Raw genomic sequence first — 24,222 nt, forward strand, 5'->3', positions numbered from 1 at the left:
CTGACAGGAGCACCACTTTGGGATAAAGTGTGTTTCCTGCCAGGTCTATGAGTGTCTGTAGATCAATGCTGGTGCTTCTATTCTCTATATCCGTTTTCACTGTGGATCCAGCACAGTCCAATGGTTCCTGCACCTGCATGAATACTCACCACAGGGATAAACGGCATGATTTCGGTCTTTAATTTAGGGAGCAGATTGGCAATCTGCTTCTTGATTGTGACGGCTTCTTCCTGATTGTTCGCATGCATAATGCACACATGCTTTACTTTCTCCATATCCAGCTTGAGCATATCCAGCATGCGATCTTTCGTCCGCTTGAACGTGCGAATCTTCTCATTCACAACCACTTTGCCCTCTTCAAATCGGAGCAGCAGATGGATCTTGAGCAGTTGACTGATGATCAGCTGTGTGCCCGACACCCGTCCACTGCGATGAAGATGCTGAAGACTGGCCGGTATGAGGTAAAAGGACATGTTATCAATCATCTGTTCAATGTTTACTTTGATCTCTGCAGCTGAACATCCCTGCTTCTGCCATTCCAGTCCTTGCATAATCATCTCACGGTGAGGATAGGCACCTGCCTTTGAATCAATTGCGGTCACCGTCACTCCTGCAATCTCTGCAGCCTGCATGGACGTATGCAGCGTTCCGCTAAGCTCTGTAGAGCAATGAATCGTAATAATCTCATCGTACTTGTCTTTGAGCGACTCATACAGTTCAATGAATTCGCCAATGGGTGGCTGCGAACTGCTCGCACGTGAAGCCTCCGCAAGTTTCTCATAGAACATTTCAGATGTAATGTCATCGGTTTCCCGGTAACATTCCTCTCCAAATAAGATGCGCAGCGGTACGATGTAGATATGATTTTGCTCCGCAAAAACGGGATCCAGTGTACTGGTACTATCGGTGACCCATGCAATTTTCTTCATGACATCCTTCTCTCTTGCCGGATTGTTCGTTCTGTATCCTCAATCGTCAAGCACAAGCCCGGCGGTTTATTTAAAATTTGAATATTTCACATTGTAAACGTTTGCGATACTACCTCTCAATTATAAATGAACGGACAGACCGTTGTCTTGTGGCGCAATCATGAACACCCCTGTTAATACCATTATTAGCTAAAAAAATGTCTTGCCTGTGAAGGAATAAATTGGTATGCTGTTGTCCTTCTCTCTTTTTCGCCTTGACTGAAGTGAACGGAAACGCCGTTCAATCCACTTATCGGAGGTGTCACATGCTTTATTTCACTCTGGCTTCCAAAGCCTACTCCCGGAATCTGCAATACCGCGGGGCACACATGGTACATAACTTGGCAAGCGCCATGTTTGGTTACATGTATGCCTGCCTCTGGATCGGCATCGGGGCCGACCATACGCTCGGAGAATACGGGACACAGGGGATGATCAGTTACATTGCGTTCACGCAATCCTCTCTCTGGATCTCGGGTTTTCTCACGAACGGATTGGGTATTCCCTTATCCGTCAGGACAGGGCAGATCGCACTTGATCTGATGAGGCCTGTTCATCTGTTCACCCACCTGTTGGCACGCGAATGGGGGCAGATTGCCTACCAGTTCGTGTACAAAAGTATTCCGATCTACCTGCTCTTCTCCATTGTCTTTTCCCTGGATTGGCCCTCAGACGTTTCAACACTATTCTATGCCGCACTTGGTCTTGCCGGCGCCGCATACTTGTCCATCTGCATGAACTACATTATTGGTGCCACGTCGATGTGGACCACGGAGTCCTCCTGGCTTCACTGGGGCAATCACGCGATGATGAATCTGCTGGCTGGTTTTTTCATTCCGCTGGAATGGCTACCGGACTGGCTTGAACAACTTGCCTGGATATCCCCCTACCCTTTCCTGCTCTATGTACCTACCCGAATCTATCTTGGTTTCGAAGATGGCTCCTTGTTATGGGGAACCTTGCTTTGGTGTGTCTTTATGACGTTGATCTGTCTTGCGATTACCCAAGTGTTACGTCGTAAAGTGGAGGTACAAGGCGGATGAAGCGAACTTCCTGGTTCAATTTATATAAAATGCTGATTCGAACAAGCATCCGCAGCCGGATGCAATACAAGTTCAATTTCATCATGGCGTCCGTACTGGCCGCTTTAATTCAGATCTCCGAGTTTCTGATGGTGGCTCTCGTGCTGCACAAATTCGGAGCAATTAAAGGCTGGTCCCTCCATGAGATCGGTTATCTCTTTGCCATCATGACGTTATCCAAAACACTGTATCGCACATTCGGAAACGAAGTTCATCATCTGGAAAAATATCTGGTTAATGGTGAGCTTGATCAACTGTTAACACGTCCCATGCCCGTATTGCTGGCACTGCTGCCGCAAAACTTCCGCATCATGGCTGGGGAAGTCCTGCAAGGCGGGTTCATTCTCTGCTGGTCATTGGCAGGCATGATGCATAGCGGACAGATTGGCTGGATCGCCATTCCCTTCTCCCTGTTTATTATCCTGACGGGTGCAGTCATTCTCTTTTCCATTGGACTCGCTACTGCTACACTCGGATTCTGGACCACACGCATCGAGGAATTACAGACGATTACTGAAGATGCAGCACGAACGGCTGCCCAATATCCGCTAACGTTATATCCCAAATGGATGTCTGGCATTCTGCTAACGGTGATTCCCGTGGGATTCGTCAACTATATTCCGTCACTCTATCTACTGCGGGGTGAAGGAGGAGCATGGGTCCTTGTTGCTGTTGCTGCGGTTGCCGTACTGAGTTTGGCTGCAAGTCTGCGTTTCTGGCAATTCGGCATGACCAAATATCAAAGTACAGGTAGCTAAGGAGGCGTAACGAATTATGAACATGATCACAGCACGGCATCTGCAAAAGGAATTCAAAACTCCTGTTATTCGTGAAGGACGTTTCTCAGGTCTACGTACGTTATTTTCACGTGAATATGTGTCCAAGGAAGCGGTACGCGATATCAGTTTTGATATCGGCCCAGGTGAGTTTGTGGGTTACATCGGTCCGAACGGGGCTGGCAAGTCTACCACAATCAAAATGCTGACAGGTATCCTGCACCCCACCTCGGGTGAGGTAAGGCTTGACGGTATGAACCCGCATCAGGACAGGCGCAGGACCGTGGGTCGACTCGGCGTTGTGTTTGGACAGCGCAGCCAGCTCTGGTGGGATCTGCCCGTGAAAGATTCATATGATATTCTGGCCGAGATGTACGGCGTCCGTACCGAGGACAAAAAGAGACGGCTGTCCCAGTTCGCCGAGCTGCTGGACCTTGAATCGTTCTGGGCCACGCCTGTCCGCAAGCTCTCGCTTGGACAACGCATGCGTGCGGATCTCGCAGCTTCCATGCTGCATGATCCCGAACTGCTTTTTCTCGATGAACCAACGATTGGACTGGATGTGAACGCAAAGCGGAACATTCGTCAATTTCTACGTACATTAAATGAAACGTTTGGCAAAACGATTTTGCTGACCACCCATGATATGGATGACATTGAGCAGTTATGCAGTCGGGTGATGGTGATCAATCACGGTCAACTTACATATGACGGCTCGATCCCTTCTCTGCGTGACACTATCGGTCTGCCGACACTTATCCGAGTTACGTATCGGGGTTCATTTCTTATGCCTGATACCATACCGTCCGCCATTCAGATCACAGGAGTGGAAGGGCAGATTGTCACCGTCGAAGTTAACCGGAAGGAATGGAGCACGATGGACATTCTGAAGCAGCTTGAGCAATGGGGTGAGATTGAAGATGTGGAGATGAAGGAACCCGATTTCGAAGATATCATCCACCGGGTGTATTAGTTGGCCCATTTTGTGAGGAAATAGGATGAAGACCTGTTCTTACGCCGTTACATGAAAGAGGGACATGGCGTACTGTACTATTGGAGGTGAAGCGTCATGCTTGTGACCAAACATGTCCTTGCAGCATCCAGCGTACACGCTACTCCCTACTTCATCGTACGTGGCATCATGCCGGGGCCCGTGATGTTCATTACCTCCGGGGTTCACGGGAACGAAACGGCGAGCATGGCTGCTGCGCAAAAACTCGCAGATGATTGTGCGACAGGTCGTCACGCCATTCAGCGGGGGCTGTTAATTATCGTGCCACGCGTGAACCAGCAAGCCTACGTTAAGAAAATCAGAGGCAAGCCAGATCTGAATCGTACGTTTCCACGCCGTATGTCAGGCAAGGCCAAGCATCCGCTCGCTGCGGCAGTTTTTCGTTTGGCGCGTGAACATCGGGCCGACTGGTGGCTCGATCTGCATGAAGCCAACGGCCTGTCTCAACTGAGTTCGCGGGTGCTTGGACAGACGTTGATCACCAATCCCGGCAGTCGCACCATTCCAGCTTGCAGAAGAGTTATCGAACGGATGAATCGATCGATTGCCATTCGTGATCGTCATTTTAACCTCAAGCAGCATGAATTGCCGGGATCTGCCCGTACAGCGGCTTCAAGACTATTACAAGCCCGTTCTGTTACGGTGGAGACCTGCTGGAGTCTGAAGCGCGCGACCCGTATCAAGTATCAGACGGAGATTGTTCACCATTTTCTGCGTGAGGCGGGCATGTCGTGATGAAGAACATTACAATAGAACTAAAAGAAACCTCGGACAGAGAGCGCCCGAAGTACATCTTAAGGCGCTCTTTGTTCGAGGTTTTACAGTTTATAACTCTTTCTTTTGCACCCTGAACGATTGAATATAATTGTCAATATCGTCCTCCGGTGTATGCAACAGTCGTGCCAGATGAATCTGCATCTGTTCCAGATGGTCAATATGCTTCTGAATATCAGCGATTTGGTCACGGACGAGTGTTTTTAACGTATCTTTTTCCATGTCTTCCTGGCTGAGCAGTTGCAGGGTCTCTTGTATCTCCTTTAAGGAATAACCCAGCAACTGGGCATCCTTAATGAACTTAATTTTGACCAGATAATCCTCGGTATACACCCGATATCCGTTGGAGGAACGACGGGGAGCAGGCAGAATTCCACTATCTTCGTAATAACGGAGAGTTGCCATACTCACACCTGTACGCTTGGCCAACATTCCTCTTGTCATGGTTTCCATGCCTACTCCTCCACCCCTTGCGAATTTATTGTGTTTGTTTGTTGCGTATCTTGGTATACGTGGCATCATAAGTAACCTCAGAAAACTGAGATGCAGGGCCTTGCAATAACGGCTGCTCCTCTCCTTTGAGATAACGGTCAAAGAATGCGAGCGCATAGGATCTAGTTATATCCACATTATGTTCTGGCGTCATGCCTCTGGCAAATAGTTTCGGTGAAATTAATGAAATATCCGTAAAGCTTTGATGGAAGAAATTCTCCACCTTCAGATAATAGGTATCATTCAGACTGCTCGTCATCACATGGTCCAGATCCGGCTCAAACTCAGGGTAGAACACGTTATCTTTGGATGTAGCATTCGGATCGAAGCTTTTAGCCGTTTCACCAGACATGATGTACATAAAAGGCTGTTTTAATGACGTCTTGGAGACGCTGCCCCAGAAGCCGCCTTCCAGACTGAGTCCTGCACGTAAACGTTCATCCTGTGCGAGTGCTTCGGCTGTTGTAGCCCCGCCATAAGAGTGCCCCATAATGCCTGTATGATTCAGGTCAAGCTTGCCCTCCAACACCTGATTGGGATCATTCCGATTCCACTGTTCAAGCGTGTCGAGTACAAAACGTGCATCTGCTGCACGAATGCCTACGCCCTCAACATTATATTGATACAGTTCTTCTGACGTTGCAAATTCAGGCCCGGCTTCATAAGACACTTTACGCCCATCGGGGAAGGTAACGCGAGCTGAGGTATACGGATGATCCATACCTACAACAATATAGCCATGGCTGACCAGCTCCTCGACAGCAGTCATGCTCTGGAAACGGGCAGAACGGACACCGGGAGAGAACAGCACCACCGGATAAGAAGGGCTTGCGTCTGATATGGCTGCGCCTTTAACCACATGTGTCGGAATGGTATCAAGGTAGCTGAACACCTTGGGCGGGATACCAAATACCAGACTGATGGCTTCTCCAAGTTCAGACGGGTAAGACTCAGGAGTTATCCCCTTGACATCCTCCGGGTTCACTGGATACCACACGTTAATCATCAGTTCCCGCTTGTCCCCGCTTTCGGGTGTAAACGTCTCTTCACGGGTTTCATCCACCAATTGTTGCGAAAATGTACCGATTGAAAACTGCCCTGTAGGATCAGGTATCGTAAATGCTGGAAAATACCAAGTGAGCAGTCCTGAGCCAGCGCCAGAGACCAGCGCCAGCATCGCAACCAGCGTGAGTTGAAGCCAAGAACGCCATTTCGGTTTCTGCTTCTCTGCAAAATACCCAGTGACTCTGTTACGATACTCTTTCACTACCTTAATGATTAATACGATGAAGATTATGCCTGCAACAAGATACGTTGGCAGCAGCATCACGCGAAACGAATCTAATATGCCGTGAAGCAGCAATGCTAATATCAAGGCAGCCGACATCCCTGCCGCAAGTTTCCGACGCTTTGAGTACAAAGGTATACACAACGCTGCAGCAATCGTTACAAGTACCAGTATCCATTCCATTAGTTTCATCATTTATCCTCCAAACGTTGTTGATGAAACAAGAATAAACCTTGAAGTATACTTCAAGGTCAAGGCTGAATTTCAGAAACAATTTATTGAGGAATTCGTATATCCCATTTGCTAAGTTCGGTCAATGTACACGTTCCGGACGCGAAAGCCTTAATACCTGTTGAGTTCGGCCCAGGATATATCCGCCCTGTCATTACCTGCTCTCCCTGCTGAATGAACACCTCAATGGAGCTGACATCCATAAAAATATGAAGTTCCAGCTTCCCGTCAAGCAGTTCCACGGTCGCAGCACGTTCTCCCCCCGGCCCTTGTCCCGCCCGCTCGCGATTTAAGCATAGACGACGCTGCTGCACATCATAGGAAATCACGGTTTCTTCGTCCTCACCCGTGCGCAGTTTCAACCCAAAGTGCTGTGCTTGCTCCGCTTCGAATACAGCATACATTTCGTAACGGTCTCCGCTGATTCCAAGATCAAGATCATGTTCATCACCACTTAAATGTATACCATACTGCTCATTGCCTTCCGATCTGTACTGTATAAGTTCGGGCAGAGGCCGGAATATCAATCGTTCTCCCCTGCGAATTAGTTGTCTCGGCAACGTCATCGCTCCAGCCCAGGCATGAGACTGTTGTGTCGGGATTTCCGTTTCCCACGTATCCATCCAGGCCACCATGATTCGTCGTCCCTGTGCATCCTCCATCGTCTGAGGTGCGTAAAAGTCGAAGCCGCAATCCAGCGGAACGTACTGCTCGTACTTCAGCACACCTTGGTCTTCATCCAGCGTTCCCATCATATAAACGGTCGAATGCAAGTTGCGATAGTTATCTCCCTGAGCAGGCATGCGCTGCGGAGACATGATCAGCACATCTTGACCATCCAGTGTGAACAGATCGGGACATTCCCAATTGTCGCCAAGCGTCCCGTCACTCTGGGCCATAATGTTAACATAACTCCAATCCTGCAAGTCCGTTGAACGGTATAACAGAATGACACCTTTGCCCGCAGCATCATTCGATCCAAGGACACAATAGTACACACCGTTTCGTTCAAATACTTTTGGATCACGGAAGTCCTTGGGACTGGTATGAGCTGGGATTTGATCCAGTCGAATGACGGGATTCATCGCGCTTTTGACAAAATCAATTCCATTGTCCGAGACAGCGATATTCTGTGTCTGCAAGTAATCGTTATCCTTGTCGGGTCCAGTCACCACATGCCCCGTGTACATCAGCACCAACTTGCCATCCTGCACGATCGCACTTCCAGAGAAACAGCCTCCACTGTCGTAGCTCTGATCGGGTGCCAGTGCAACAGGCAGATACGACCACGTAACCAAATCACGGCTCACCGCATGTCCCCAGTGCATCGGCCCCCATACCGGCTCGTAGGGATAATGCTGATAGAACATATGATACATCCCGCCAAAGTATATGAAGCCGTTGGGATCATTCATCCAGCCCACCTCCGGCATCAAATGATAGGCCATTCGATAGGTTGGATCAACCTGATGTCGATGTTTCTTGATATATGCGTTGGCCCGGGCGAGTGTATAACTCTCCTTCGTGTGAGCCGACGAACTCGTCAGTCCAAGGTCTGTCTCTTGCCTTGTGTCCATTTCCTGTTTCTCGTATCGTTCCTGGTTCATATGTCCTTCACTCCTGTCTCTCTCTCTATCACCCAACTAAAATTATTTGATAGCCCCTTGCATGACCCCCTGAATGATGTACTTCTGCGCAAACAGATACACGATCAGTACTGGCAGCAGGGTCAAGACCAGACCAGCCATCAATGGACCGTAATCGACAGTGTATGTCCCATAAAAATAAAACGTGGACAGCGGCAGCGTGCGCTGCTCGGATGAAGTCAACACCAGGGAAGGCAGCAGAAAATCATTCCATATCCACAATACATTCAGCACGCTAATCGTTACGGTTGTTGGCAGTAACACCGGCAGTACGATTCGAAAAAAGGTTTGCACTCTACCGCAGCCATCCATTAGAGCCGCTTCTTCAAGCTCCAGGGGAATACTTTTGATAAAGCCATGATAGATAAATACGGCGAGCGGACTGCCAAAGCCAATATACATGTAGATCAGAGACCACTTGTTATCCAGCAGGCTGAGCGAGCCGTATATTTTAACCAGCGGAATCATAATAGCCTGAAACGGAATAATCATCGCAGCTACCATCAGGAAAAAGAGATACTGATTCACCTTGCTATTGTGGCGAACAAAGTAATGGGCTGTCATCGCCGCAAAAAGAGCAATCAGTAATACACCTGCAACGGTTATGAGCAACGAATTGCTGAAGGCGGATACATATCCCATTTTGTCAAACGCATTGACATAATTATCGAATTGAAAGGAGCTTGGTAACCCCAGCGGATCGGAAGTAATTGACTGGTTAGCCTTGAACGAATTGACGATGAGAAGTACAAACGGAAATACAAACAAAATCATCACAACGATTAATGCACTAAACTTTATCCAGTTGAAAATGCGCGATTGTCCAGCCATCATGCCTCGACCTCCAGTTTTTTGCTGAAATAAACCTGGAGCAGTGTAATGGCGGCCACGAGGATAAACAGCACAAAGGCTTCTGCCTGCCCCAATCCGTAGTCACGAGCAAGAAAGGCCTGCTCATAGACATGCATGGATACCATCTCGGTGCTCTTGAAGGGCCCGCCACTGGTCAGGGAGACGTTCAGATCATACACCATGAAACCCCGTTGCAGTGACAAAAAGATGCAGACAATAAACGAAGGAACCATCAGCGGCAATGCAATGCGCGCCAGCATTTTGCGATTACTTGCCCCATCTATGCTGGCTGCTTCCATAACATCCTTCGGCACATTCATCAGTCCTGCAATGTAGATAACCATCATATAACCGGCATACTGCCAAACGGTCACCACAATGAGTGCCCAGAACGCTTTGTCGGGGTCAGCCAGCCATGAGGTGGAAAACAGAGTGAGGTTCATTTTTTGTCCCGCAAAGACGAGTACCTGATTAAAAATAAACTGCCAGATGAAACCAAGCACGATTCCACCCACCAGATTCGGCAGGAAAAATCCGGCCCGAAACCAGCCCTGCGCCTTCATTCCCCGGGTTACAGCATAAGCGAGCAGGAAAGCAACTGCATTGGTGAGCACAACGGTAATAAATACGTACTCCAGCGTCATCCCGAATGATTTCCAGAACACGGTGTCCTTGAACACACCAATATAATTATCCCAGCCAACAAAGTTTTGATCGATGGCGATGCCATCCCAGTTCGTAAACGTCAAATAAATACCATACAGAAATGGAATAATCATCACTGTAGCAAACGCAAATAATGTCGGGCCAGTAAAGATCAGACGGGTTCGCAGACGTGTCCATAATCCTTTTTCGGTCAGCATTGTCAACCTCCACTCTATCCAAATGATTAGCCTAACGGTTATGCCGGAAACAAGTCGAACAGACCTCGTGTGGAAGCTGTATATTCATCATCTCCGGCGTACCGCAAGTCTCTCTCTATGTGCTGCTCAGGGCTAAAATTAACTCCTTTATTTCACGTTGCTCCAGTATGCCTGAATTTCGCTGGCAAGTCCGGCACGGTCAATGACGTCAGCCAAGTATTTCTGCATAGATGCACCCAGTTTGGACCAGTGATCCGCAGGAAGTGTACTCATTGATTCCTCGATTTTGCCTGCCTTGATGTATTCACTAATGGATTTGCCAAGCGGATCGGTTGGCTCCAGTGTAATGTTGCTGAATGCCGGAATAATACTGGCTTGATTCACCAGGAAATCCTGACCTTTTTCGTTATAAACAATCCACTCCAAAAATTTCTTCGCAGCTTCCTGCTGCGCTGGTGTGCTCTTTTCCTTATCCAGCAATATTCGTTTGGATACGGCAGCAGAGATTTGCGTATTACCGAAATCATCCGCATTATTGCTCACAGGTACCGGCAGGAAGCCGTATTTTCCATCTGCTGTATCAAAGCTTGAAATTTGCGGCCATGCCCAGTTGCCCTGGAACCAAATGCCAACCTCACCCTTGCCAAGCACCTCAGGTCCACGCTCATAAGTTCCGGACAGGGGAGAAGCCTTGTCAATATTGTAGGTTTTCATCAGATCAAATGTATCTAACAAGCCATTAAACACGGCGTTTGAAGCAAGGTCCACTTGACCTGCCTTCAGATCAGTAATGAATTGATCCACCTTCGCACGATCCGGCGACTGCCCACCATATGCAAGCCCCAAATAATGCGCACCAAGTGACCAATCCATCGGAGATACAATCAAAGGTGATTTTCCAGTAGTAGCGATCTTTTGAAACAGCTCATCAAGCTGTGCAGTGGTCTGTACAGACTTTGGATCGAATGTCCCACCTACCGCCTGATCCAAAACATTCTGGTTATAGATGAATCCATATCCTTCAATAGAGAACGGGAAGGCATAATTTTTGCCATCAAACGTTGTAGCCGCTGTGCTATTCTCCACAGCGTCCTTCATCCAAGACTCGGATGTGAGATCCAGAACACGATCCTTGAATTTCTCGACATCCCCTGTATCCAGCATCATCATCGTTGTAGGGCTGCCGGAGGCATACAAAGCAGACGCTTTTTCAAACGGAGACTGTCCACTGCCTACAGGTACAATTTCAAGTGTGACATTTGGATTTTCGGCATGGAAGTCTTTAGCCGCTTGCTCCAGCTGACTGTTAATTTCCGACTTGGAATTGAGCAAGGTGATTTTGACACTCTCACTGCTGCTCCCCTCTGAGGAGGAGTTGGACTCCGTCGCTGCTTTACTTCCACATGCCGACAATACAAGCATCATAATCAAAGACAATACCGATAATTTCATCATCCATCTCTGTTCTCTTTTCATCTTGTTATGGCCCCCGATCGATAGTTTAAAAGGAAACGCTTACAAATCGAATTATAATGTCAAAGGTTTGACATGTCAATCGTTTGACATACCATTCAAAAAAAATATTATTGCGCCTTGTTTTTTCGTGACAAAAGGACAAACAGGAAAAAACGACCTGTATCAGGTCGTCTCTCTCTCCACTAAGGTAACTGGCAAAATATGCTCCATTCCGATCTTCTCTTCCGCGAGCTGGCGCCGAATCAGATCAATCGCCAGCTTAGCCATGGCCTCCACCGGCTGCCTGATCGTTGTTATGCCAGGCACCGTATACGCTGCCGCACGACTGTCATCATAACCTACAATAGCAATATCGTCAGGTACCTTGCGCCCACCTAACATGATCTGCTTCAGCGCATGCACCGCCATCAGATCACTCGTTACAAAGAGCCCATCCACCTCCGGGTGTTGTGCAAGCAGCTTATCCACCAATTCCGTATACTGATGCTGATCAAACACATTCAGATCGGTTTCATGAATCATGACCGGCTTGACTCCATGAGCCTGCAATGTATCAACGAAACCTGTCGTCCGGCGATTGGACAGCATTTGCAATTCCAAATTACCACAGATATGTGCCAGATTCCGTCTGTTCTTCGAGAGCAGCAATTCAGCAGCCATAACCCCTCCCTGATAGTTATCAGATGAGATAAAAGGGATGTCTTCACCGATCTTACGATCAAAGGTCACGATTGGGGAATGCAAATTCATATACTCATCGACTTCAAGTGTATGACTTCCCATAATAATGCCATCCACGCGATTACCCTTGAGCATTTCCACATATTCACGCTCTTTGGAAGGGTCCATGTGGGAATTGCATAACATAATTTTAAATCCATTCTGGTATGCATGGTACTCGACATAGTTAGCCAGTTCTCCAAAAAACGGATGGGATACATCGGGAATAATCAAGCCTATAACATTGGATTGTTTACGCAGAAGAGAACGGGCAATTTCGTTGGGGCGATAGTTCAGTTCGTCCATGGTTTGATACACTTTGTCCCGAGTCTTCTGACTGATATATCCCCGGTTGTTTAATACACGCGAGACGGTAGTTACAGAAACTCCTGCCCTGAGTGCAACATCATGAATAGTTGCCATAACAGCCTCTTTTCCTACAACATTCTTCATACAGATATTATTATAAACCTATTGCTAACCCTGAACCAATCCGCGGTATCTGCCCGCTCTTTCATTCCGCTATAATTCTCGCTCTCGGCATGCTATGCATAGCTCCGTGCGTAACATGGACCTGTACCACATACGTGCCTGGTTCTTCAAAGGTATGCTGGATTTCATATTGCCCTTCCTCTGTCTCATTGGCAGTAATAGCCCCCTGATTCTCCAGTTCGTCCGCTGTCATCATACCTTGTTCCGGAGATACAGAAGGCGGATCGTCAAGCTCATTCCAGACCTGAAATTGCACATTGTCGGCATGGCTTAACGGTGCATCTCCCTGTGTAAGCTTCACCTGCAACTGTATTGGTTTATGAAGAGAAGCCTTCTCTGGAACGACAAGTTTCACTTTGATCATCTCTGGCATCTCACCCGATTGTGACTGTTCCTCATAAGAGCATCCCACTGTCAGGAGGACCAGAACAATCAAGGGCATGAACCAACGAGCTTGTCCACTCATCACCATCTGTCCTTTCTTATAAAGAAGATTTTGATGTTTTGCCGATACCCCACAGCATTACGATGATGATAATAAAGGCGATCAGCGCCAGTAGTGGAATGGTGATGAAACCAAACCAGTTCAAATAGTCGGTATAACATGGAACCTTACCGCACGCCACGGCATTGCCTGTAGCCGAAAAGATACGCTGAATCGTTACATGATATAACGAAATGCCGCCACCTACGAAACTAAGTGGGAGTACATATTTCGTGATGCCCACGTCGTCCTTAAAGTACGCAATACCCAGCAAGATCGTTAGTGGATACATAAATATACGCTGGTACCAACATAGATCACATGGTAGATATCCCTTGATCTCACTAAAATATAGACTCCCCCCTGTTGCAATAACGGAAACGGCCCAAGCAACAAATAACCGGGTATCCACATTTCTCGCTGGACGCTCCGATTTTGATGATGTACTCATCCTCTGTCCCCCTCTTCATTTTGCTTATACCAAATTATCATACCTCATTCTGGACTCCATCGGCTATTCAAGCTGTTATGTAGGTCATTACTCGATGATTATACCAAATATTTGAACTTTTGGGTGAAACCAAAAAAAGCTGCCGTATGGGGCAGCTCATTTGGTTTAAACTGATTTAATTCTACAATTACATCGATTTAGTCAGTGTAATGGAACCATCTTTTTGAGCCCATTTCACGTCCCAGTTCAGAAGTTCAGCAATGAAGCGCAGAGGTACTTGCGTACGTCCATCTTTGTTTACAAATACTGTTGCACCCACGTTTTTCTTAACACCGTTCACTTCCATAACGTTGTTGTTCACCCAGAATTCCAGGGTATCATCGCCAGCCATTACCGTCACTTGTTGTGCTTTTTTGTCCCATTTCACTGTTGCGCCGATACCTTCACTCAAGAAACGCAGTGGAATGTAGGTTGTGTTTTTCCAAAGCACTGGTGTGGTGTCCATGTTGGTTGTTTTGTCGTTAATTTTCAGCATTTTGCTGTTCAGTTGCATCCATACTGTTGTCATTACTGGTGCTGGTGCTGGTGTTGTTGGCTCTTGGAATTTGTCGTTAAATTGAGTCACAATGGCATTACCCAATGCTTGACCTACACCAAACATCACTTTGAAGCCTTCACGATTGGTTGTATAAGAAGCATCATAATTGCCTGCTGCATATTGATTCAATACGTTTTGCACTTGATTTTCATGTGTTGTCAGTGCTTGTTGTCCTGCTGCTTTTGGCAGATTTCCAGCTGTTGCCGAATCCAGGAATGTAGCGAATTCTGTTGTAAATCCGTCAATACGTTTCTCTACTGCTGCACGAGCCGCAGTATCGTTGTTTTTAACAGCTTTTACATAGTCGCTTTGCGCATTAACGTGATTGGTTACCCAAATTTTCTCGAAAGCATTGGCACCATCGTTACCATAAACGGAAGCGATCGCTGCTTTGAAGTCAGCTGTGTTTCCAGCTTCAGCTGTAATCAGTGCGTTGGAAGCGGCTGTACGTCCATCAAATTCCTCTTGCATTTGCAGAGCCGAAAGCGCAAAGTGTTCGGAAGCCAAGTGGTTGAGTGCAGATCTCAGATCAGCTGCTTTTGTATCCGCTTTGGTATTTTTGAATTTCTCAGGCATTTGTGTAGTAATTGCTGTGGAAAGCGCCTTACTTACGTCAAACATTTCTTTGAAACCTTCACGATAAGCCTTGTATGCATCAGCGTAATCTCCAGCTACATACTCATCAAATACTTTTTGCACGAGATCTTCATGTACTTTCAGCGCCTGTTTGGCTGCTGCTTTTGGCAATTTGCCTTCGGTAGCTGTGCTCAGGAACGTGGAGAACTCATCCACGAAACCGTTGATGTTGGCCTGTGCTTGTTTGATCCCAGCCTGGTTGCCCATTTTGGTTGCTTTCACCAGATCATCGGTGTATTTGTTATGAGCGCGGAAGATGCGTTCGAATTCTTTGGCACCTGCCTCACCATATAGGGAAGCAATCGCTGGTTGCATATCCAGTGCATTCTGGTCGAGTGCTTTGTAGGCTGCATCTGCATCTTTTGCTCCGTCATATGCTTTTGCCATTGCCGTTACTGCGAGTGCAAAGTGCTCGGACAGCAGGTGGTCCAGGTTTGCTCTCAAGTCAGCCGCAGGTGTATTTACGGATGCTTTCATCATTGTCATCGGTGTCTGTGGGGCGGAAGCTGCTCCAGCGATTCCCGGCATCAACAGTGTTAAGCTAAGTACAGGTGCGATAAACTTCTTCATTTTCATTTTCATTACGTGTTCACTCCTCGATTATGTTTTGTGTATAATTTCTTTCCTCGTCGTCGTCTTCATAGGGTGTAACGCAGGGTTCTCTAATCTGGATCACTCTGTGGGCAAAAAAAATTCGCAGCCTTCCGTGAAGAAAGCTGCGAATGCCTGTTGTATCAAGGTTTTTTTGAATTGAAAAAAACTAAAATTATAGTGATCTTTTTGATCAATGACTACCTACGTACTGTAAGACAGTTACTTCATTTCCCTTTATTTCTCAACTATAGCTTACATCAAAGGTTATCTTGAAGTACAATAAAGACATATCAACTTATTCGCGAAGGAGGTTCATTCATGACCTGGTTGCCTTATGTTTTAATTGTGGGTATCGCCTTATTTGGAGGTATTGCTACCCTGATTATCGGAAATTCCAAAGCCAATCAGACCAGCAACCCCGAATATGATCGTCGCACAAAGCAAAACCTCAGTAAACTTTCCTATGTATACGTTGGTGCAATTGTACTGGGTTTTGGCGGACTAATCCTCTATCTTTTCAACTAAAATGTTTCGATTCGGCAAAGAATACGTTCAAACATGCCTAGCAGCTTAAGTTTTCGTTCTACATATCCAATGGTTGAGGGGCCATCTCCCCTCTCCCTGATTACTGCCAAAAATCCGCGTAACATCCATACTTGTAGCTGTTCGTAAAGCTGCCTCCTGTTAAAATTAGCATTTTCCTGCACATAACCCTCTTCAAAGTCAGCCATAATCTTTCCAAGTTCTTGCCTATGTGTTAATGAGGGAATTGTAGAAGTCAGTACAGCTGCCAGATCAAAATGATGATCGTCCATTCTTACTTCACCAAAATCAATAATGTAGATGGACTCTTTTGTAAACAACAAATTCCACATGCCCAGATCCCCATGAATGACTGAATGGTTCGTCTTGCGAAATCCCAGACACTCCACTGTAAGCTGGGCTAAAGTACGAATTTGTTCAGATGACGAAGCTAACACTACATTGGAAACCTCACTCCATAATTGAGATAACTCGAAACGATCTTCCATACCAGCAACCTTAAGATGACTCGTCGTACGATGAAAAAGACCGATCACCTGACCTAACCGAACAAAGTCAATGTTACTTTGGGAACGCGGAAGCAAATCCTGTATGTAGATCTGCAAATTATAAATCTCATTATTATATGTAATATACGGAATTTTGTATTTTGTCTGTACCATGGATGGTGAAATGTTTACGCTTGCCAATGCCTGAACCAATTCATACTCAATCCAAGCCTGTTGTTCGTTCCTCAGTTTACGTAAAACGAACTTACCTTGTGTAGACTCAATCAACATCGCTTTAGAACTATTACCGTGTTTTATGGCATTATATTCTACAATATTCCCTATATCATAATGAACTGCCACGTAATGAAAAATAGTCATGCCTTCACCTCGTTTCCTCATCCTAAGCGATCTATTCAACAGACAGATGCTAGTCTCCTGTATATACACACATGTTTACAAGTTGGAGATAATTCAGAATTATTCTGGATATGTTCGGGGTTTAATATAAAGCCATAAGGGACAGCGAGCCCATTAAATTAAACCAAACCCCAACTTGAAGGAGAGATATATGATGAAAAAGAACATGAAGAAATCCGTAGCAACGATGATGGTACTGGGCATGACATTAACAGGAGCAACGGGTGTATTTGCCGGAACGCAGCTGGAGAAGATCTCGGCATACCTTAACCATGGAATCAGCTTCAATGTAGATGGCGCGGCTTACTCACCAACCGATGGCAATGGCAAAAAACTGGCTCCAATTACCTATAACAACTCTACTTATCTGCCTGTACGTGCGCTTGCCGATGCGTTACATGTACCTGTATCCTATGACGGAAAAAAAGGTCAGGTCATTATCGGCCAAGCCACGAGCAATCCTTCGGCCTTGACGAATGTAACGTATAGCGCAGCACAAAAAGAGGCAATTCAAAAGGCTTTTGCACAATTCGATGGGTTCGAGACAGCTTATGCTCCTCAGCAGATGATTGCAGGTGACACGTTTAAAAGTGTAGGTGCAGGTGGCGACGGCGTCAGCTTTGTTTTCAACCATATGAAAGTGGATGTATCTCCAAGAGATTATTCGGACGGTTATACGAGCAAAGACGTTAAACTGTCCAATGGCGTTATCGCCAAGTGGTACACACCCGATCAAACGGGCATGCTCACCTTCCAACTGGATGATCGCTACGTTACCCTTAGCTCCCCGAATCATAAGCTGAGCCAAACTCAGTTGCAACAAGTCGCTGTCTCTGTTCAAAAGGCAACTGGCAGCAACGATCAAGGGACCACTGCATTCGCTGATGTGAACTATAGCAAACAACAATTGGATAACATGCGTAAGGCATTTGCGAAGTTTGACGGATTCACCACTGCTTATGCCCCTCAACATATGGTTGCTGGAGATACGTTCAAAAGCGTAGGTGCAGGCGGTGATGGTGTAAACTTTGTTTTCAATCGTATGAATGTCACGGTATCCCCTAAAGACTACTCGTTCAGCTATGATGGCAAAACGGTAAAACTGCCTAATGGCGTATCAGCCAAATGGTATACACCGGATCAAACGGATATGCTCACATTCAAGCTGGACGATCGTTATGTAACCATCAGCTCGCCGAATAACCAATTGACTCACACTCAACTGGAGCAAATGGCGGTATCTGTACAAAAAGTGAAATAAACGATGCACGATCCTTAGATCGAAATAGGAAATATAAACACACATCATTTCGGTCCCACTTTATGATCTGGGGCTGATTTGATGTGTGTTACGCATTCTCAAGTTCTGCTTCAAAGACCTCTGCCTTATTCATGACTTGGCGAAGCCAGTAATACCGATGCAAGTCCATGATAAAATGGAACACCACAAGAGCCAGCATAATGTATACAGACATTAGCACAACAACCACAGTCTGCTGTGTAACAAAGGCCAGTGAAATATTGGCCAGAAGATATGCTCCGCCCGTAATCATGGTTAATGTGGTAACAGGCACACCCGTGCTCTTATCCCCTTTTTTACGCTGAGGGGGCTGCTGCAACCTACGCAAACGAAACTTCACGTATTGGAATAAGGCAAAACCATATACCGCAAATGATCCAATGGCGTACCAAGGTGTCGACAGACCAAGTGTCCCGTAGGCAAACTTCTGTATAGTTACCATAAATCCCACAGAACAAACGATGCCAAATACGCCTCGGAACAGTACATAATTCAGTTGGAGTCTGCGTGGGGCAACAATCAGGGCAATCGCCCATATATTCATAAAGGCTAGCGGTGGCACGAGAATATACGCATACAGCGATTGGAACGGGACACTGAACACGGGAATAAGCAGAAATACATTAAGAAAAAACAGGACAAGTATACCTGCACTCAGCCGAATACCATCTACTGCATAGATAACATAAGATGAAACTTCATACGGTTTTGAACGTTTATTGTTCGCCATAATAGCTCTTCCTTGATAGATACGTTTCGTCATAACTACAATGTCCTGTCCGTTAAACGAACAACCCTGCGATAGTACATCGCATCCATCAAATCCTCCCAGTCGAGTTCACTGGCATTAACGTCTCGATAATATACCGCAGCAGCAGGCAAGAAACCAACCAGCGGCCCTGTACCACCACATATCAGACTCCCGCCGTCTCCGCCTTTGGGCGTCACATCCCCAGCCGAATCTAGCGTAAACTCATATTTGTAGGGATCACCAGCAAACTTTATGCCAAAGAAATTCGGCAGTTCCAGATCATAAGCACGATCATCCTTTTCTTCAACTCGTGAAGAGGCCGTCTCTGCCGATCCATCCACAATCTCATCCACGCCTTCCAGACTGCCAAAGTGCTTCAATCTCATTGTATAATCAAAGCTGTCTCCCCAGGGAAATAATGTGCGACAACCGCCGCCATAGATGTACTCCCATTCGTCTTCGGTCAGCAAACCAAAACCCGCCGCAGCTTCTTCCCTCACAACGTCTTCCAACTCTATTCCTTCGTTGAACCACAGGATTCGCACTTCGTCTTCACTTTGGCGAATCAGACGGAATTGTTGATGCAATTCATATTCACGGATCTCCGACTGTTTAAACTGCTCCAGTGCTGCCGGAAAATCAGAATCTTCCTGCGCGAAGGCTTCCTCCTCGGACACTTCAATCCAGCCAAGTGAGATCAGTTCACATTCAACAAGCATCGGCGCAATGTTGACCGTTCTTACAGGTGACATTTGACTCGCCAGAAACGAATCCACGTCCTCCACACTATACTCACTGACCGTTTCATGCAGGTCGGCTGAGGTCTCTTCGTTCATTCCATATGTCCAACGATCCCAGCCGAGGGTTATGCGGTCCCCAGGTACAAATACAAACCTCTCCTCCTCATTCGTAAACACACCTGTCTCGATTCGCTGACCGAATCGCTCAAATGTTTCAAGTCCCTCATATTGCATACCAACTGGTAACTGATGAACCAGCTTACGCATCCAGGCCTCTTTGTCCTGAGCATTCAACCCCTGCCACATGTCCCGTCTTAATGCTTCCATAACTCTCCCCACCTTTACTTATACACTTCCACTTCTCTAAAATGCTTTACTGGCTGGCACAGCACAATCTGACTTGCCCTGTTTACATTTTTATTTCCCTGCGGCCTGCAACAGTTTCAGCAATAATTCCTTCCGTCTTCCTTCCGCTTTGCGAGCGAGCGTTGTGAGCTTCTCCATTTTGCCGAAGATCGGGTAGAGTACACGTTCCGCTTCAAAATGCTCAAGTCCTTGAATCTGTCTAACCAGCAGTTCGAGTGTTTCATCATTCTCCAGCTCACTCTGAATCTTCAGCTTTAGACTGTCGGTCGAACGACGCAAGCTGGCGACTAACACAGGTATGGACTGAGCCGTTACACCCTGTTGTTCCACAAATGCCGCAATGAACTTATCCTGAATTAACTGATGCTCATCATCCACTTCGCCCATGTAATATTCAATCAGCGGGAAATACCGCTCATCCACGAGCCCCAGCCCAAAGGTTGCATAACTGCCTGGCATACAGCTTTTCTCTCCCTCGGTATCCTCATAAAACTCGAACTCCTGGATAGCCTCACGCGCATACTCTTCCAGGAGTGGACGTAGCTCCGGGTACTCCAGTGCATTGGCAAAGAATCGGTGGGTATCCGACTTCGCGAGCCCTTTGATCGGCAAATACTGCTTTACGGCAGATTTGAGCTTGATCTTATAACTTTTTGGAAAGCCCTGTTTCAATAAATGAGTGATAAAGGTAAGTGCCTGCTGATAGGCACCGGGCTCTTCCTTACGAATGTGAATGGTCATCAGAGCGAATACATCATTTGCTTTGCATTCCACTTCTTCCGTTTTCACATGTATATCGTCCTTCGCATACGTTCCGCTACCTTCTGTCATCATCAGTCCCGCACGTCTGCTGCCGAGTTGCTTCGCGAGTTCCAGGAAAGTCTGACCTTGAGCTTTGCTATAATTCGGCTCAAATCGTAGAATCAACACCGCCGCGTATAACAGCAGATCTATGGGGTGAGTCCCGGGTATTTGCGCCTTCTGCATCTTATCCGACGATTGGTCTGTCCGTGATTCAACATCCCATTCCAACGTCGCTCCTGGCTTAAGCGAATATTCATTGGTACGATATTCAGAAGACTGCACATCATAATATTGTGGCAAAAACTGATTCTCCGCCCATGCCGTCACCGCACGAGTAATATCACCACGATGCTCGGCAAGTGCCTCCGGACGACCCTGATTCAACTCTTGAATCCGGTCATACTGCCTGATGGTCCATGCCACATCCAGTTCAGGAAACAGTGTAGGATCAAGCAGATGACGCGTCAAAAAGAAGGATTCCAACGGCTTTGTTGGATATGCACCGTTCTCCAGCTTCTGCTCAATGTATGTATGAATACGCTCAAGCAACTGCTGCTTTTTCTCTTCATTGATATATTCCAGCAAAGTCAGTTGCAGCTTTCCTTCTGTTGTAGGGAATTTACCACGGAAGGTAAATCGATAGTCAATCAACGGGGAATCTGCCAGCTTGTCCAGTCTTCCCTGAACAACCTCTACAAGCTTAGGTCCAATCTCATTACGAACCTGTTCATCGGTAAAGGCTCCTGCCTGCTTCGATTTCAGACCATCATCCAAACCCAGATCCACACTGTCTACTGTAGTCCGTCCAGGTCTATAATCCAGCAAAATATCATTGAAAATGCCTATTTGCAGCGTAGTTCGCTTCGTAACATTTTCCAAGTCATCCCGCTTTTCCTGTTCATCAAACCATTCATGAATTGTCGTCATCATCTCTTCCATTGCCTGGTCATAAAGTGTACTCATCTGATCTCCTGCCTTCCCATGCATCTAATGATGTTCATCAACCAAACATGAACCTCTATGAATCCCGGATCAATCCGGGGTATCTCTGTTATAAATACGTATTGATGTTCGTATACTACCTATTATTTTACTCTCTCAAGTACACCGGGAACAATAAGGCAGCAGGGGGAGAAAAGGTGGTGAAAGATGCCCATAAGTGGTATTTAAGACACGCCCTAGTCAAAGAGATCTACGGATGCCTTTCACATCTATGTAGGCTCTCGGTATGCCCTCGCTATCATCATCCCCACGTTGTATAATCATTGTATTCCTTTTCAGGAGGTCAGACGAAATGAGCTACAGCAAATACTTCCCTTTGGAAAACTATTTGAATCAGGTTGCAATCACCCTTACATATGCAGAGCTTGAGGAAATTCTCGGATTTACGTTACCCCCTACAGCGTATAATCGCGAACAATGGTGGGTAAATAATTCCAATAATCATACACAGGCACTATCTTGGTTAAATGCCGGATGGAAGGTAGAGAATGTGATTTTAGGAAAAAACGTGACGTTTGTCCGCGGCGAGTCATAGATGTTTGAGATACACAAAAAAAAGCAGGGTAGATCCGATGCATTCATCGTTCTACCCTGCTTTTGTTGTTTAATTGACTGTCTTATACCACTCGTTCACTTCGGCGGTAATATCATCCCCGCCCATGGATTTCCACTTCGTCACAAACGCATCAAATTCCTCAATGCCCACCTGACCATAGATGATCTTGCTGAACGTATCCTTCTCCAGCTTGTCGATTGCATCCTTCTTCATTTTCATTGTCTCGGTTGGAGCTCCCGTGAACTTGTTCTTGATCGCATTATCTTTATTCGCAACGACCACTTCAGCGGCTACAAACACTTCCGGTTTGTTGGCAATTTTCGTATTTTTCTCAAAAGGAGTCTCAGGCTCTTTGCCCTTCGCAAGTTCCGCCAGTGTATCCATCATCAGATTCGGAATTCGGGCACCATCATACGTAATTGTATATTTGAGGGGTGATACGCCGTCCTTCACTTCAGCTTCACCAACAACTTTTCCATCCACGATGTCATAGTCATATCCTTGCGCAAATCCATGCTCGAACTCGCTGCCCACTTCCGGGTTGGCAAAATTGTCGAACAGATAATTTTGATACGTGAAGAAAATCTCTGGGTTCGCCATGTCTTTGTTAATCAGCACAACGCCGTTACTTGCACCAGATCCATGTTGGTGGCTCTCACCTGTTGGCCCTGTAGGTAATGCAATGGCTTTGTACGTGGCACCATCCACATTTTTCTTCACATCATCAATCGGCCAGTTCGGCATCCAGTGTGGTCCCACAATAATGCCTGCTTTACCTGCGGTAAACAGTTCTGCTGCCTTGATCTCGTCATAAACGCCAGCTTCTTTGGGCAGGTAACCTTTGGACAACCAATCCTTCATCGTCGCAAGGCCTTCCTTCACACCTGGCTGAATGGAACCATATTGCAGTGTTCCGTCTCCGGCATCATTCCACTGTCCAGGCATCGTGTTGTACATGCCGAAGATCCAGCCGGATTCCGTCATCCAGGTATTAAGTGCATTCTTCATGCCGACGGTCAGACCATACGTATCTTTCTTGCCGTTCCCATCCGGGTCCTGATTTGTAAAAGCATCCATGACCGTAACCAGCTCATCCATGGTTTTTGGTTCTTCCAGTCCCAGCTTCTTCAGCCAGTCTTCCCGAATGAACATGACCGAATCGCCGTTGTACGCATAATCGAAGATTGGAATGCCATAACGCTCGCCCTCATACATGTATGGATACCATTCCTCCGGCGCCGATTCAGATGCCTGTTTCCATGTGTCCGAAGCATACTTGTCAAACAGCTCGCCTGCATTCGCAAATTTGCCGGACTCAATTAATTCCCGGACCAGATTGTAGTCTCCCCGAATGGATACGATATCCGGCAGTTCTTCGTTAGCGGACAGCGATAAGCGCAATTTTGTGTAAAATGCATCATTGGTCACCGATACGGCCCACGGTGTGGTCAGATCAATGCCAAGTCGTTCCCTGGCCCATTTGGTATGCACATTGTTCTGTGCTGTTTCCCCATTTTTGAATTTCGTATCATCATTCCAGGCCCGCAGATAACTCATCTGTACCGCCGGTTCATACTTCCCGTCTTGCAGAGCAAGTGGCGCAGCGGCTTCCTTCGTCGGTTCTTCCTTGGCCCCCGAACTGCATGCCGTTACGGCAACCATCGTGATTGCGAGCAATGTCGTCATCATTTTTCTATACATGAACTAACCCCTCCTCAGGTAACTTGGATACCCTCTTGTGCCAAATGGATTGTTGCCAAATGCACCTTACATGAAAAGGATAGTGCAGCCGGGGAGGCAAACATATATCACAATTT

At 46.6% G+C, this 24,222-nt stretch carries 23 protein-coding genes; 7 read left to right on the top strand and 16 right to left on the bottom strand.

All coding sequences use genetic code 11. From position 1 onward, the window contains the following. Positions 1-77: 77 nt before the first annotated feature. On the bottom strand, positions 78-929 hold the full coding sequence (locus MHB85_RS26890) for a DegV family protein (protein WP_340912731.1): 852 nt from the start codon (positions 927-929) through the stop codon (positions 78-80). A gap of 305 nt (positions 930-1,234) precedes the next feature. On the opposite strand from MHB85_RS26890, the gene MHB85_RS26895 reads away from it, so the two are divergent. The 4 genes from MHB85_RS26895 to MHB85_RS26910 all read left to right on the top strand — a co-directional run bounded on the left by MHB85_RS26895 (position 1,235) and on the right by MHB85_RS26910 (position 4,573). Continuing rightward, entirely contained in the window at positions 1,235-2,011 is a 777-nt protein-coding gene (locus tag MHB85_RS26895; protein ID WP_341073983.1) for an ABC transporter permease, read from the top strand. Beyond that, positions 2,008-2,808, top strand: a complete 801-nt coding sequence (locus MHB85_RS26900) for an ABC transporter permease (RefSeq protein ID WP_091019211.1) — start codon at positions 2,008-2,010, stop codon at positions 2,806-2,808. The genes MHB85_RS26895 and MHB85_RS26900 overlap by 4 nt, the downstream gene beginning before the upstream one ends. Before the next feature lie 22 nt (positions 2,809-2,830). After that, positions 2,831-3,799 (top strand): ABC transporter ATP-binding protein, encoded by a 969-nt coding sequence (locus MHB85_RS26905; RefSeq protein WP_341074281.1) that lies wholly within the window; start codon positions 2,831-2,833, stop codon positions 3,797-3,799. Between the two features lie 96 nt (positions 3,800-3,895). Further along, positions 3,896-4,573, top strand: a complete 678-nt coding sequence (locus MHB85_RS26910) for a succinylglutamate desuccinylase/aspartoacylase domain-containing protein (RefSeq protein ID WP_341073984.1) — start codon at positions 3,896-3,898, stop codon at positions 4,571-4,573. A 90-nt stretch (positions 4,574-4,663) separates the two neighbouring features. On the opposite strand, the gene MHB85_RS26915 is transcribed toward MHB85_RS26910, so the two are convergent. The 10 genes from MHB85_RS26915 to MHB85_RS26960 all read right to left on the bottom strand — a co-directional run bounded on the left by MHB85_RS26915 (position 4,664) and on the right by MHB85_RS26960 (position 15,417). Continuing rightward, the gene (locus tag MHB85_RS26915; protein ID WP_091019207.1) at positions 4,664-5,065 is read right to left on the bottom strand and encodes a MerR family transcriptional regulator; all 402 of its coding nucleotides are present in this window, start codon (positions 5,063-5,065) and stop codon (positions 4,664-4,666) included. A 25-nt stretch (positions 5,066-5,090) separates the two neighbouring features. Next, positions 5,091-6,584: an alpha/beta hydrolase family protein gene (locus tag MHB85_RS26920; RefSeq protein ID WP_341073987.1), complete on the bottom strand. Its 1,494-nt coding sequence runs from the start codon at positions 6,582-6,584 to the stop codon at positions 5,091-5,093. A gap of 83 nt (positions 6,585-6,667) precedes the next feature. Then, positions 6,668-8,230, bottom strand: a complete 1,563-nt coding sequence (locus MHB85_RS26925; protein WP_197997929.1) for a glycoside hydrolase family 32 protein — start codon at positions 8,228-8,230, stop codon at positions 6,668-6,670. Between the two features lie 42 nt (positions 8,231-8,272). After that, the gene (locus tag MHB85_RS26930; RefSeq protein ID WP_397376319.1) at positions 8,273-9,103 is read right to left on the bottom strand and encodes a carbohydrate ABC transporter permease; all 831 of its coding nucleotides are present in this window, start codon (positions 9,101-9,103) and stop codon (positions 8,273-8,275) included. Beyond that, positions 9,100-9,984 (bottom strand): carbohydrate ABC transporter permease, encoded by an 885-nt coding sequence (locus MHB85_RS26935; protein WP_341073988.1) that lies wholly within the window; start codon positions 9,982-9,984, stop codon positions 9,100-9,102. Before MHB85_RS26935 ends, MHB85_RS26930 begins: the two co-directional genes overlap by 4 nt. 147 nt (positions 9,985-10,131) lie before the next feature. Next, positions 10,132-11,460, bottom strand: coding sequence for an ABC transporter substrate-binding protein (locus MHB85_RS26940; protein WP_149846814.1), 1,329 nt, complete (start codon positions 11,458-11,460; stop codon positions 10,132-10,134). Between the two features lie 162 nt (positions 11,461-11,622). Then, a complete protein-coding gene (locus MHB85_RS26945) occupies positions 11,623-12,603 on the bottom strand; it encodes a LacI family DNA-binding transcriptional regulator (RefSeq protein WP_091019198.1) in 981 nt (326 codons plus the stop codon). Between the two features lie 91 nt (positions 12,604-12,694). Then, positions 12,695-13,114: a FixH family protein gene (locus tag MHB85_RS26950; protein WP_223199780.1), complete on the bottom strand. Its 420-nt coding sequence runs from the start codon at positions 13,112-13,114 to the stop codon at positions 12,695-12,697. Positions 13,115-13,154: 40 nt separating this feature from the next. Then, positions 13,155-13,607 (bottom strand): disulfide oxidoreductase, encoded by a 453-nt coding sequence (locus MHB85_RS26955; RefSeq protein ID WP_192135744.1) that lies wholly within the window; start codon positions 13,605-13,607, stop codon positions 13,155-13,157. Positions 13,608-13,794: 187 nt separating this feature from the next. After that, on the bottom strand, positions 13,795-15,417 hold the full coding sequence (locus MHB85_RS26960) for a copper amine oxidase N-terminal domain-containing protein (protein WP_192135827.1): 1,623 nt from the start codon (positions 15,415-15,417) through the stop codon (positions 13,795-13,797). Between the two features lie 336 nt (positions 15,418-15,753). Between MHB85_RS26960 and MHB85_RS26965 the strand changes: the two genes are divergently transcribed. Further along, positions 15,754-15,960: a hypothetical protein gene (locus MHB85_RS26965; protein WP_105601930.1), complete on the top strand. Its 207-nt coding sequence runs from the start codon at positions 15,754-15,756 to the stop codon at positions 15,958-15,960. Here MHB85_RS26965 and MHB85_RS26970 read toward each other — a convergent pair. Then, complete coding sequence (locus MHB85_RS26970) at positions 15,957-16,847, bottom strand: phosphotransferase (RefSeq protein ID WP_192135742.1); 891 nt, start codon at positions 16,845-16,847, stop codon at positions 15,957-15,959. The genes MHB85_RS26965 and MHB85_RS26970 overlap by 4 nt on opposite strands. A gap of 205 nt (positions 16,848-17,052) precedes the next feature. Between MHB85_RS26970 and MHB85_RS26975 the strand changes: the two genes are divergently transcribed. Continuing rightward, positions 17,053-18,147: a stalk domain-containing protein gene (locus MHB85_RS26975; protein ID WP_341073991.1), complete on the top strand. Its 1,095-nt coding sequence runs from the start codon at positions 17,053-17,055 to the stop codon at positions 18,145-18,147. Positions 18,148-18,235: 88 nt separating this feature from the next. On the opposite strand, the gene MHB85_RS26980 is transcribed toward MHB85_RS26975, so the two are convergent. From MHB85_RS26980 to MHB85_RS26990, 3 genes are all read right to left on the bottom strand, one after another. After that, complete coding sequence (locus tag MHB85_RS26980) at positions 18,236-18,916, bottom strand: hypothetical protein (RefSeq protein ID WP_192135739.1); 681 nt, start codon at positions 18,914-18,916, stop codon at positions 18,236-18,238. Positions 18,917-18,951: 35 nt separating this feature from the next. Continuing rightward, positions 18,952-20,004: a hypothetical protein gene (locus MHB85_RS26985; protein WP_192135737.1), complete on the bottom strand. Its 1,053-nt coding sequence runs from the start codon at positions 20,002-20,004 to the stop codon at positions 18,952-18,954. 90 nt (positions 20,005-20,094) lie between these two features. Then, on the bottom strand, positions 20,095-21,810 hold the full coding sequence (locus tag MHB85_RS26990) for a DUF6138 family protein (RefSeq protein WP_192135735.1): 1,716 nt from the start codon (positions 21,808-21,810) through the stop codon (positions 20,095-20,097). Positions 21,811-22,141: 331 nt separating this feature from the next. Between MHB85_RS26990 and MHB85_RS26995 the strand changes: the two genes are divergently transcribed. Then, entirely contained in the window at positions 22,142-22,384 is a 243-nt protein-coding gene (locus MHB85_RS26995; RefSeq protein WP_091019186.1) for a DUF7662 domain-containing protein, read from the top strand. 69 nt (positions 22,385-22,453) lie between these two features. Here the strand turns inward: MHB85_RS26995 and MHB85_RS27000 are convergent, their stop codons facing one another. After that, a complete protein-coding gene (locus tag MHB85_RS27000) occupies positions 22,454-24,106 on the bottom strand; it encodes an extracellular solute-binding protein (RefSeq protein WP_192135733.1) in 1,653 nt (550 codons plus the stop codon). Between the last annotated feature and the right edge of the window lie 116 nt (positions 24,107-24,222).

It is taken from the genome of Paenibacillus sp. FSL K6-4396 (assembly GCF_038002525.1).
GTDB classification, from domain to species: domain Bacteria; phylum Bacillota; class Bacilli; order Paenibacillales; family Paenibacillaceae; genus Paenibacillus; species Paenibacillus amylolyticus_B.

Bases quoted from the DNA above. Each gene is read 5' to 3' on its own strand.
- MHB85_RS27000 (WP_192135733.1), bottom strand. From the start codon at position 24,106: ATGTATAGAAAAATGATGACGACATTGCTCGCAATCACGATGGTTGCC.
- MHB85_RS26965 (WP_105601930.1), top strand. From the start codon at position 15,754: ATGACCTGGTTGCCTTATGTTTTAATTGTGGGTATCGCCTTATTTGGA.
- MHB85_RS26925 (WP_197997929.1), bottom strand. From the start codon at position 8,230: ATGAACCAGGAACGATACGAGAAACAGGAAATGGACACAAGGCAAGAG.
- MHB85_RS26910 (WP_341073984.1), top strand. From the start codon at position 3,896: ATGCTTGTGACCAAACATGTCCTTGCAGCATCCAGCGTACACGCTACT.
- MHB85_RS26970 (WP_192135742.1), bottom strand. From the start codon at position 16,847: ATGACTATTTTTCATTACGTGGCAGTTCATTATGATATAGGGAATATT.
- MHB85_RS26975 (WP_341073991.1), top strand. From the start codon at position 17,053: ATGAAGAAATCCGTAGCAACGATGATGGTACTGGGCATGACATTAACA.
- MHB85_RS26985 (WP_192135737.1), bottom strand. From the start codon at position 20,004: ATGGAAGCATTAAGACGGGACATGTGGCAGGGGTTGAATGCTCAGGAC.
- MHB85_RS26930 (WP_397376319.1), bottom strand. From the start codon at position 9,103: ATGATGGCTGGACAATCGCGCATTTTCAACTGGATAAAGTTTAGTGCA.
- MHB85_RS26950 (WP_223199780.1), bottom strand. From the start codon at position 13,114: ATGCCCTTGATTGTTCTGGTCCTCCTGACAGTGGGATGCTCTTATGAG.
- MHB85_RS26920 (WP_341073987.1), bottom strand. From the start codon at position 6,584: ATGAAACTAATGGAATGGATACTGGTACTTGTAACGATTGCTGCAGCG.
- MHB85_RS26900 (WP_091019211.1), top strand. From the start codon at position 2,008: ATGAAGCGAACTTCCTGGTTCAATTTATATAAAATGCTGATTCGAACA.
- MHB85_RS26895 (WP_341073983.1), top strand. From the start codon at position 1,235: ATGCTTTATTTCACTCTGGCTTCCAAAGCCTACTCCCGGAATCTGCAA.
- MHB85_RS26960 (WP_192135827.1), bottom strand. From the start codon at position 15,417: ATGAAAATGAAGAAGTTTATCGCACCTGTACTTAGCTTAACACTGTTG.
- MHB85_RS26980 (WP_192135739.1), bottom strand. From the start codon at position 18,916: ATGGCGAACAATAAACGTTCAAAACCGTATGAAGTTTCATCTTATGTT.
- MHB85_RS26890 (WP_340912731.1), bottom strand. From the start codon at position 929: ATGAAGAAAATTGCATGGGTCACCGATAGTACCAGTACACTGGATCCC.
- MHB85_RS26905 (WP_341074281.1), top strand. From the start codon at position 2,831: ATGATCACAGCACGGCATCTGCAAAAGGAATTCAAAACTCCTGTTATT.
- MHB85_RS26955 (WP_192135744.1), bottom strand. From the start codon at position 13,607: ATGAGTACATCATCAAAATCGGAGCGTCCAGCGAGAAATGTGGATACC.
- MHB85_RS26990 (WP_192135735.1), bottom strand. From the start codon at position 21,810: ATGAGTACACTTTATGACCAGGCAATGGAAGAGATGATGACGACAATT.
- MHB85_RS26995 (WP_091019186.1), top strand. From the start codon at position 22,142: ATGAGCTACAGCAAATACTTCCCTTTGGAAAACTATTTGAATCAGGTT.
- MHB85_RS26915 (WP_091019207.1), bottom strand. From the start codon at position 5,065: ATGGAAACCATGACAAGAGGAATGTTGGCCAAGCGTACAGGTGTGAGT.
- MHB85_RS26945 (WP_091019198.1), bottom strand. From the start codon at position 12,603: ATGGCAACTATTCATGATGTTGCACTCAGGGCAGGAGTTTCTGTAACT.
- MHB85_RS26940 (WP_149846814.1), bottom strand. From the start codon at position 11,460: ATGAAAAGAGAACAGAGATGGATGATGAAATTATCGGTATTGTCTTTG.
- MHB85_RS26935 (WP_341073988.1), bottom strand. From the start codon at position 9,984: ATGCTGACCGAAAAAGGATTATGGACACGTCTGCGAACCCGTCTGATC.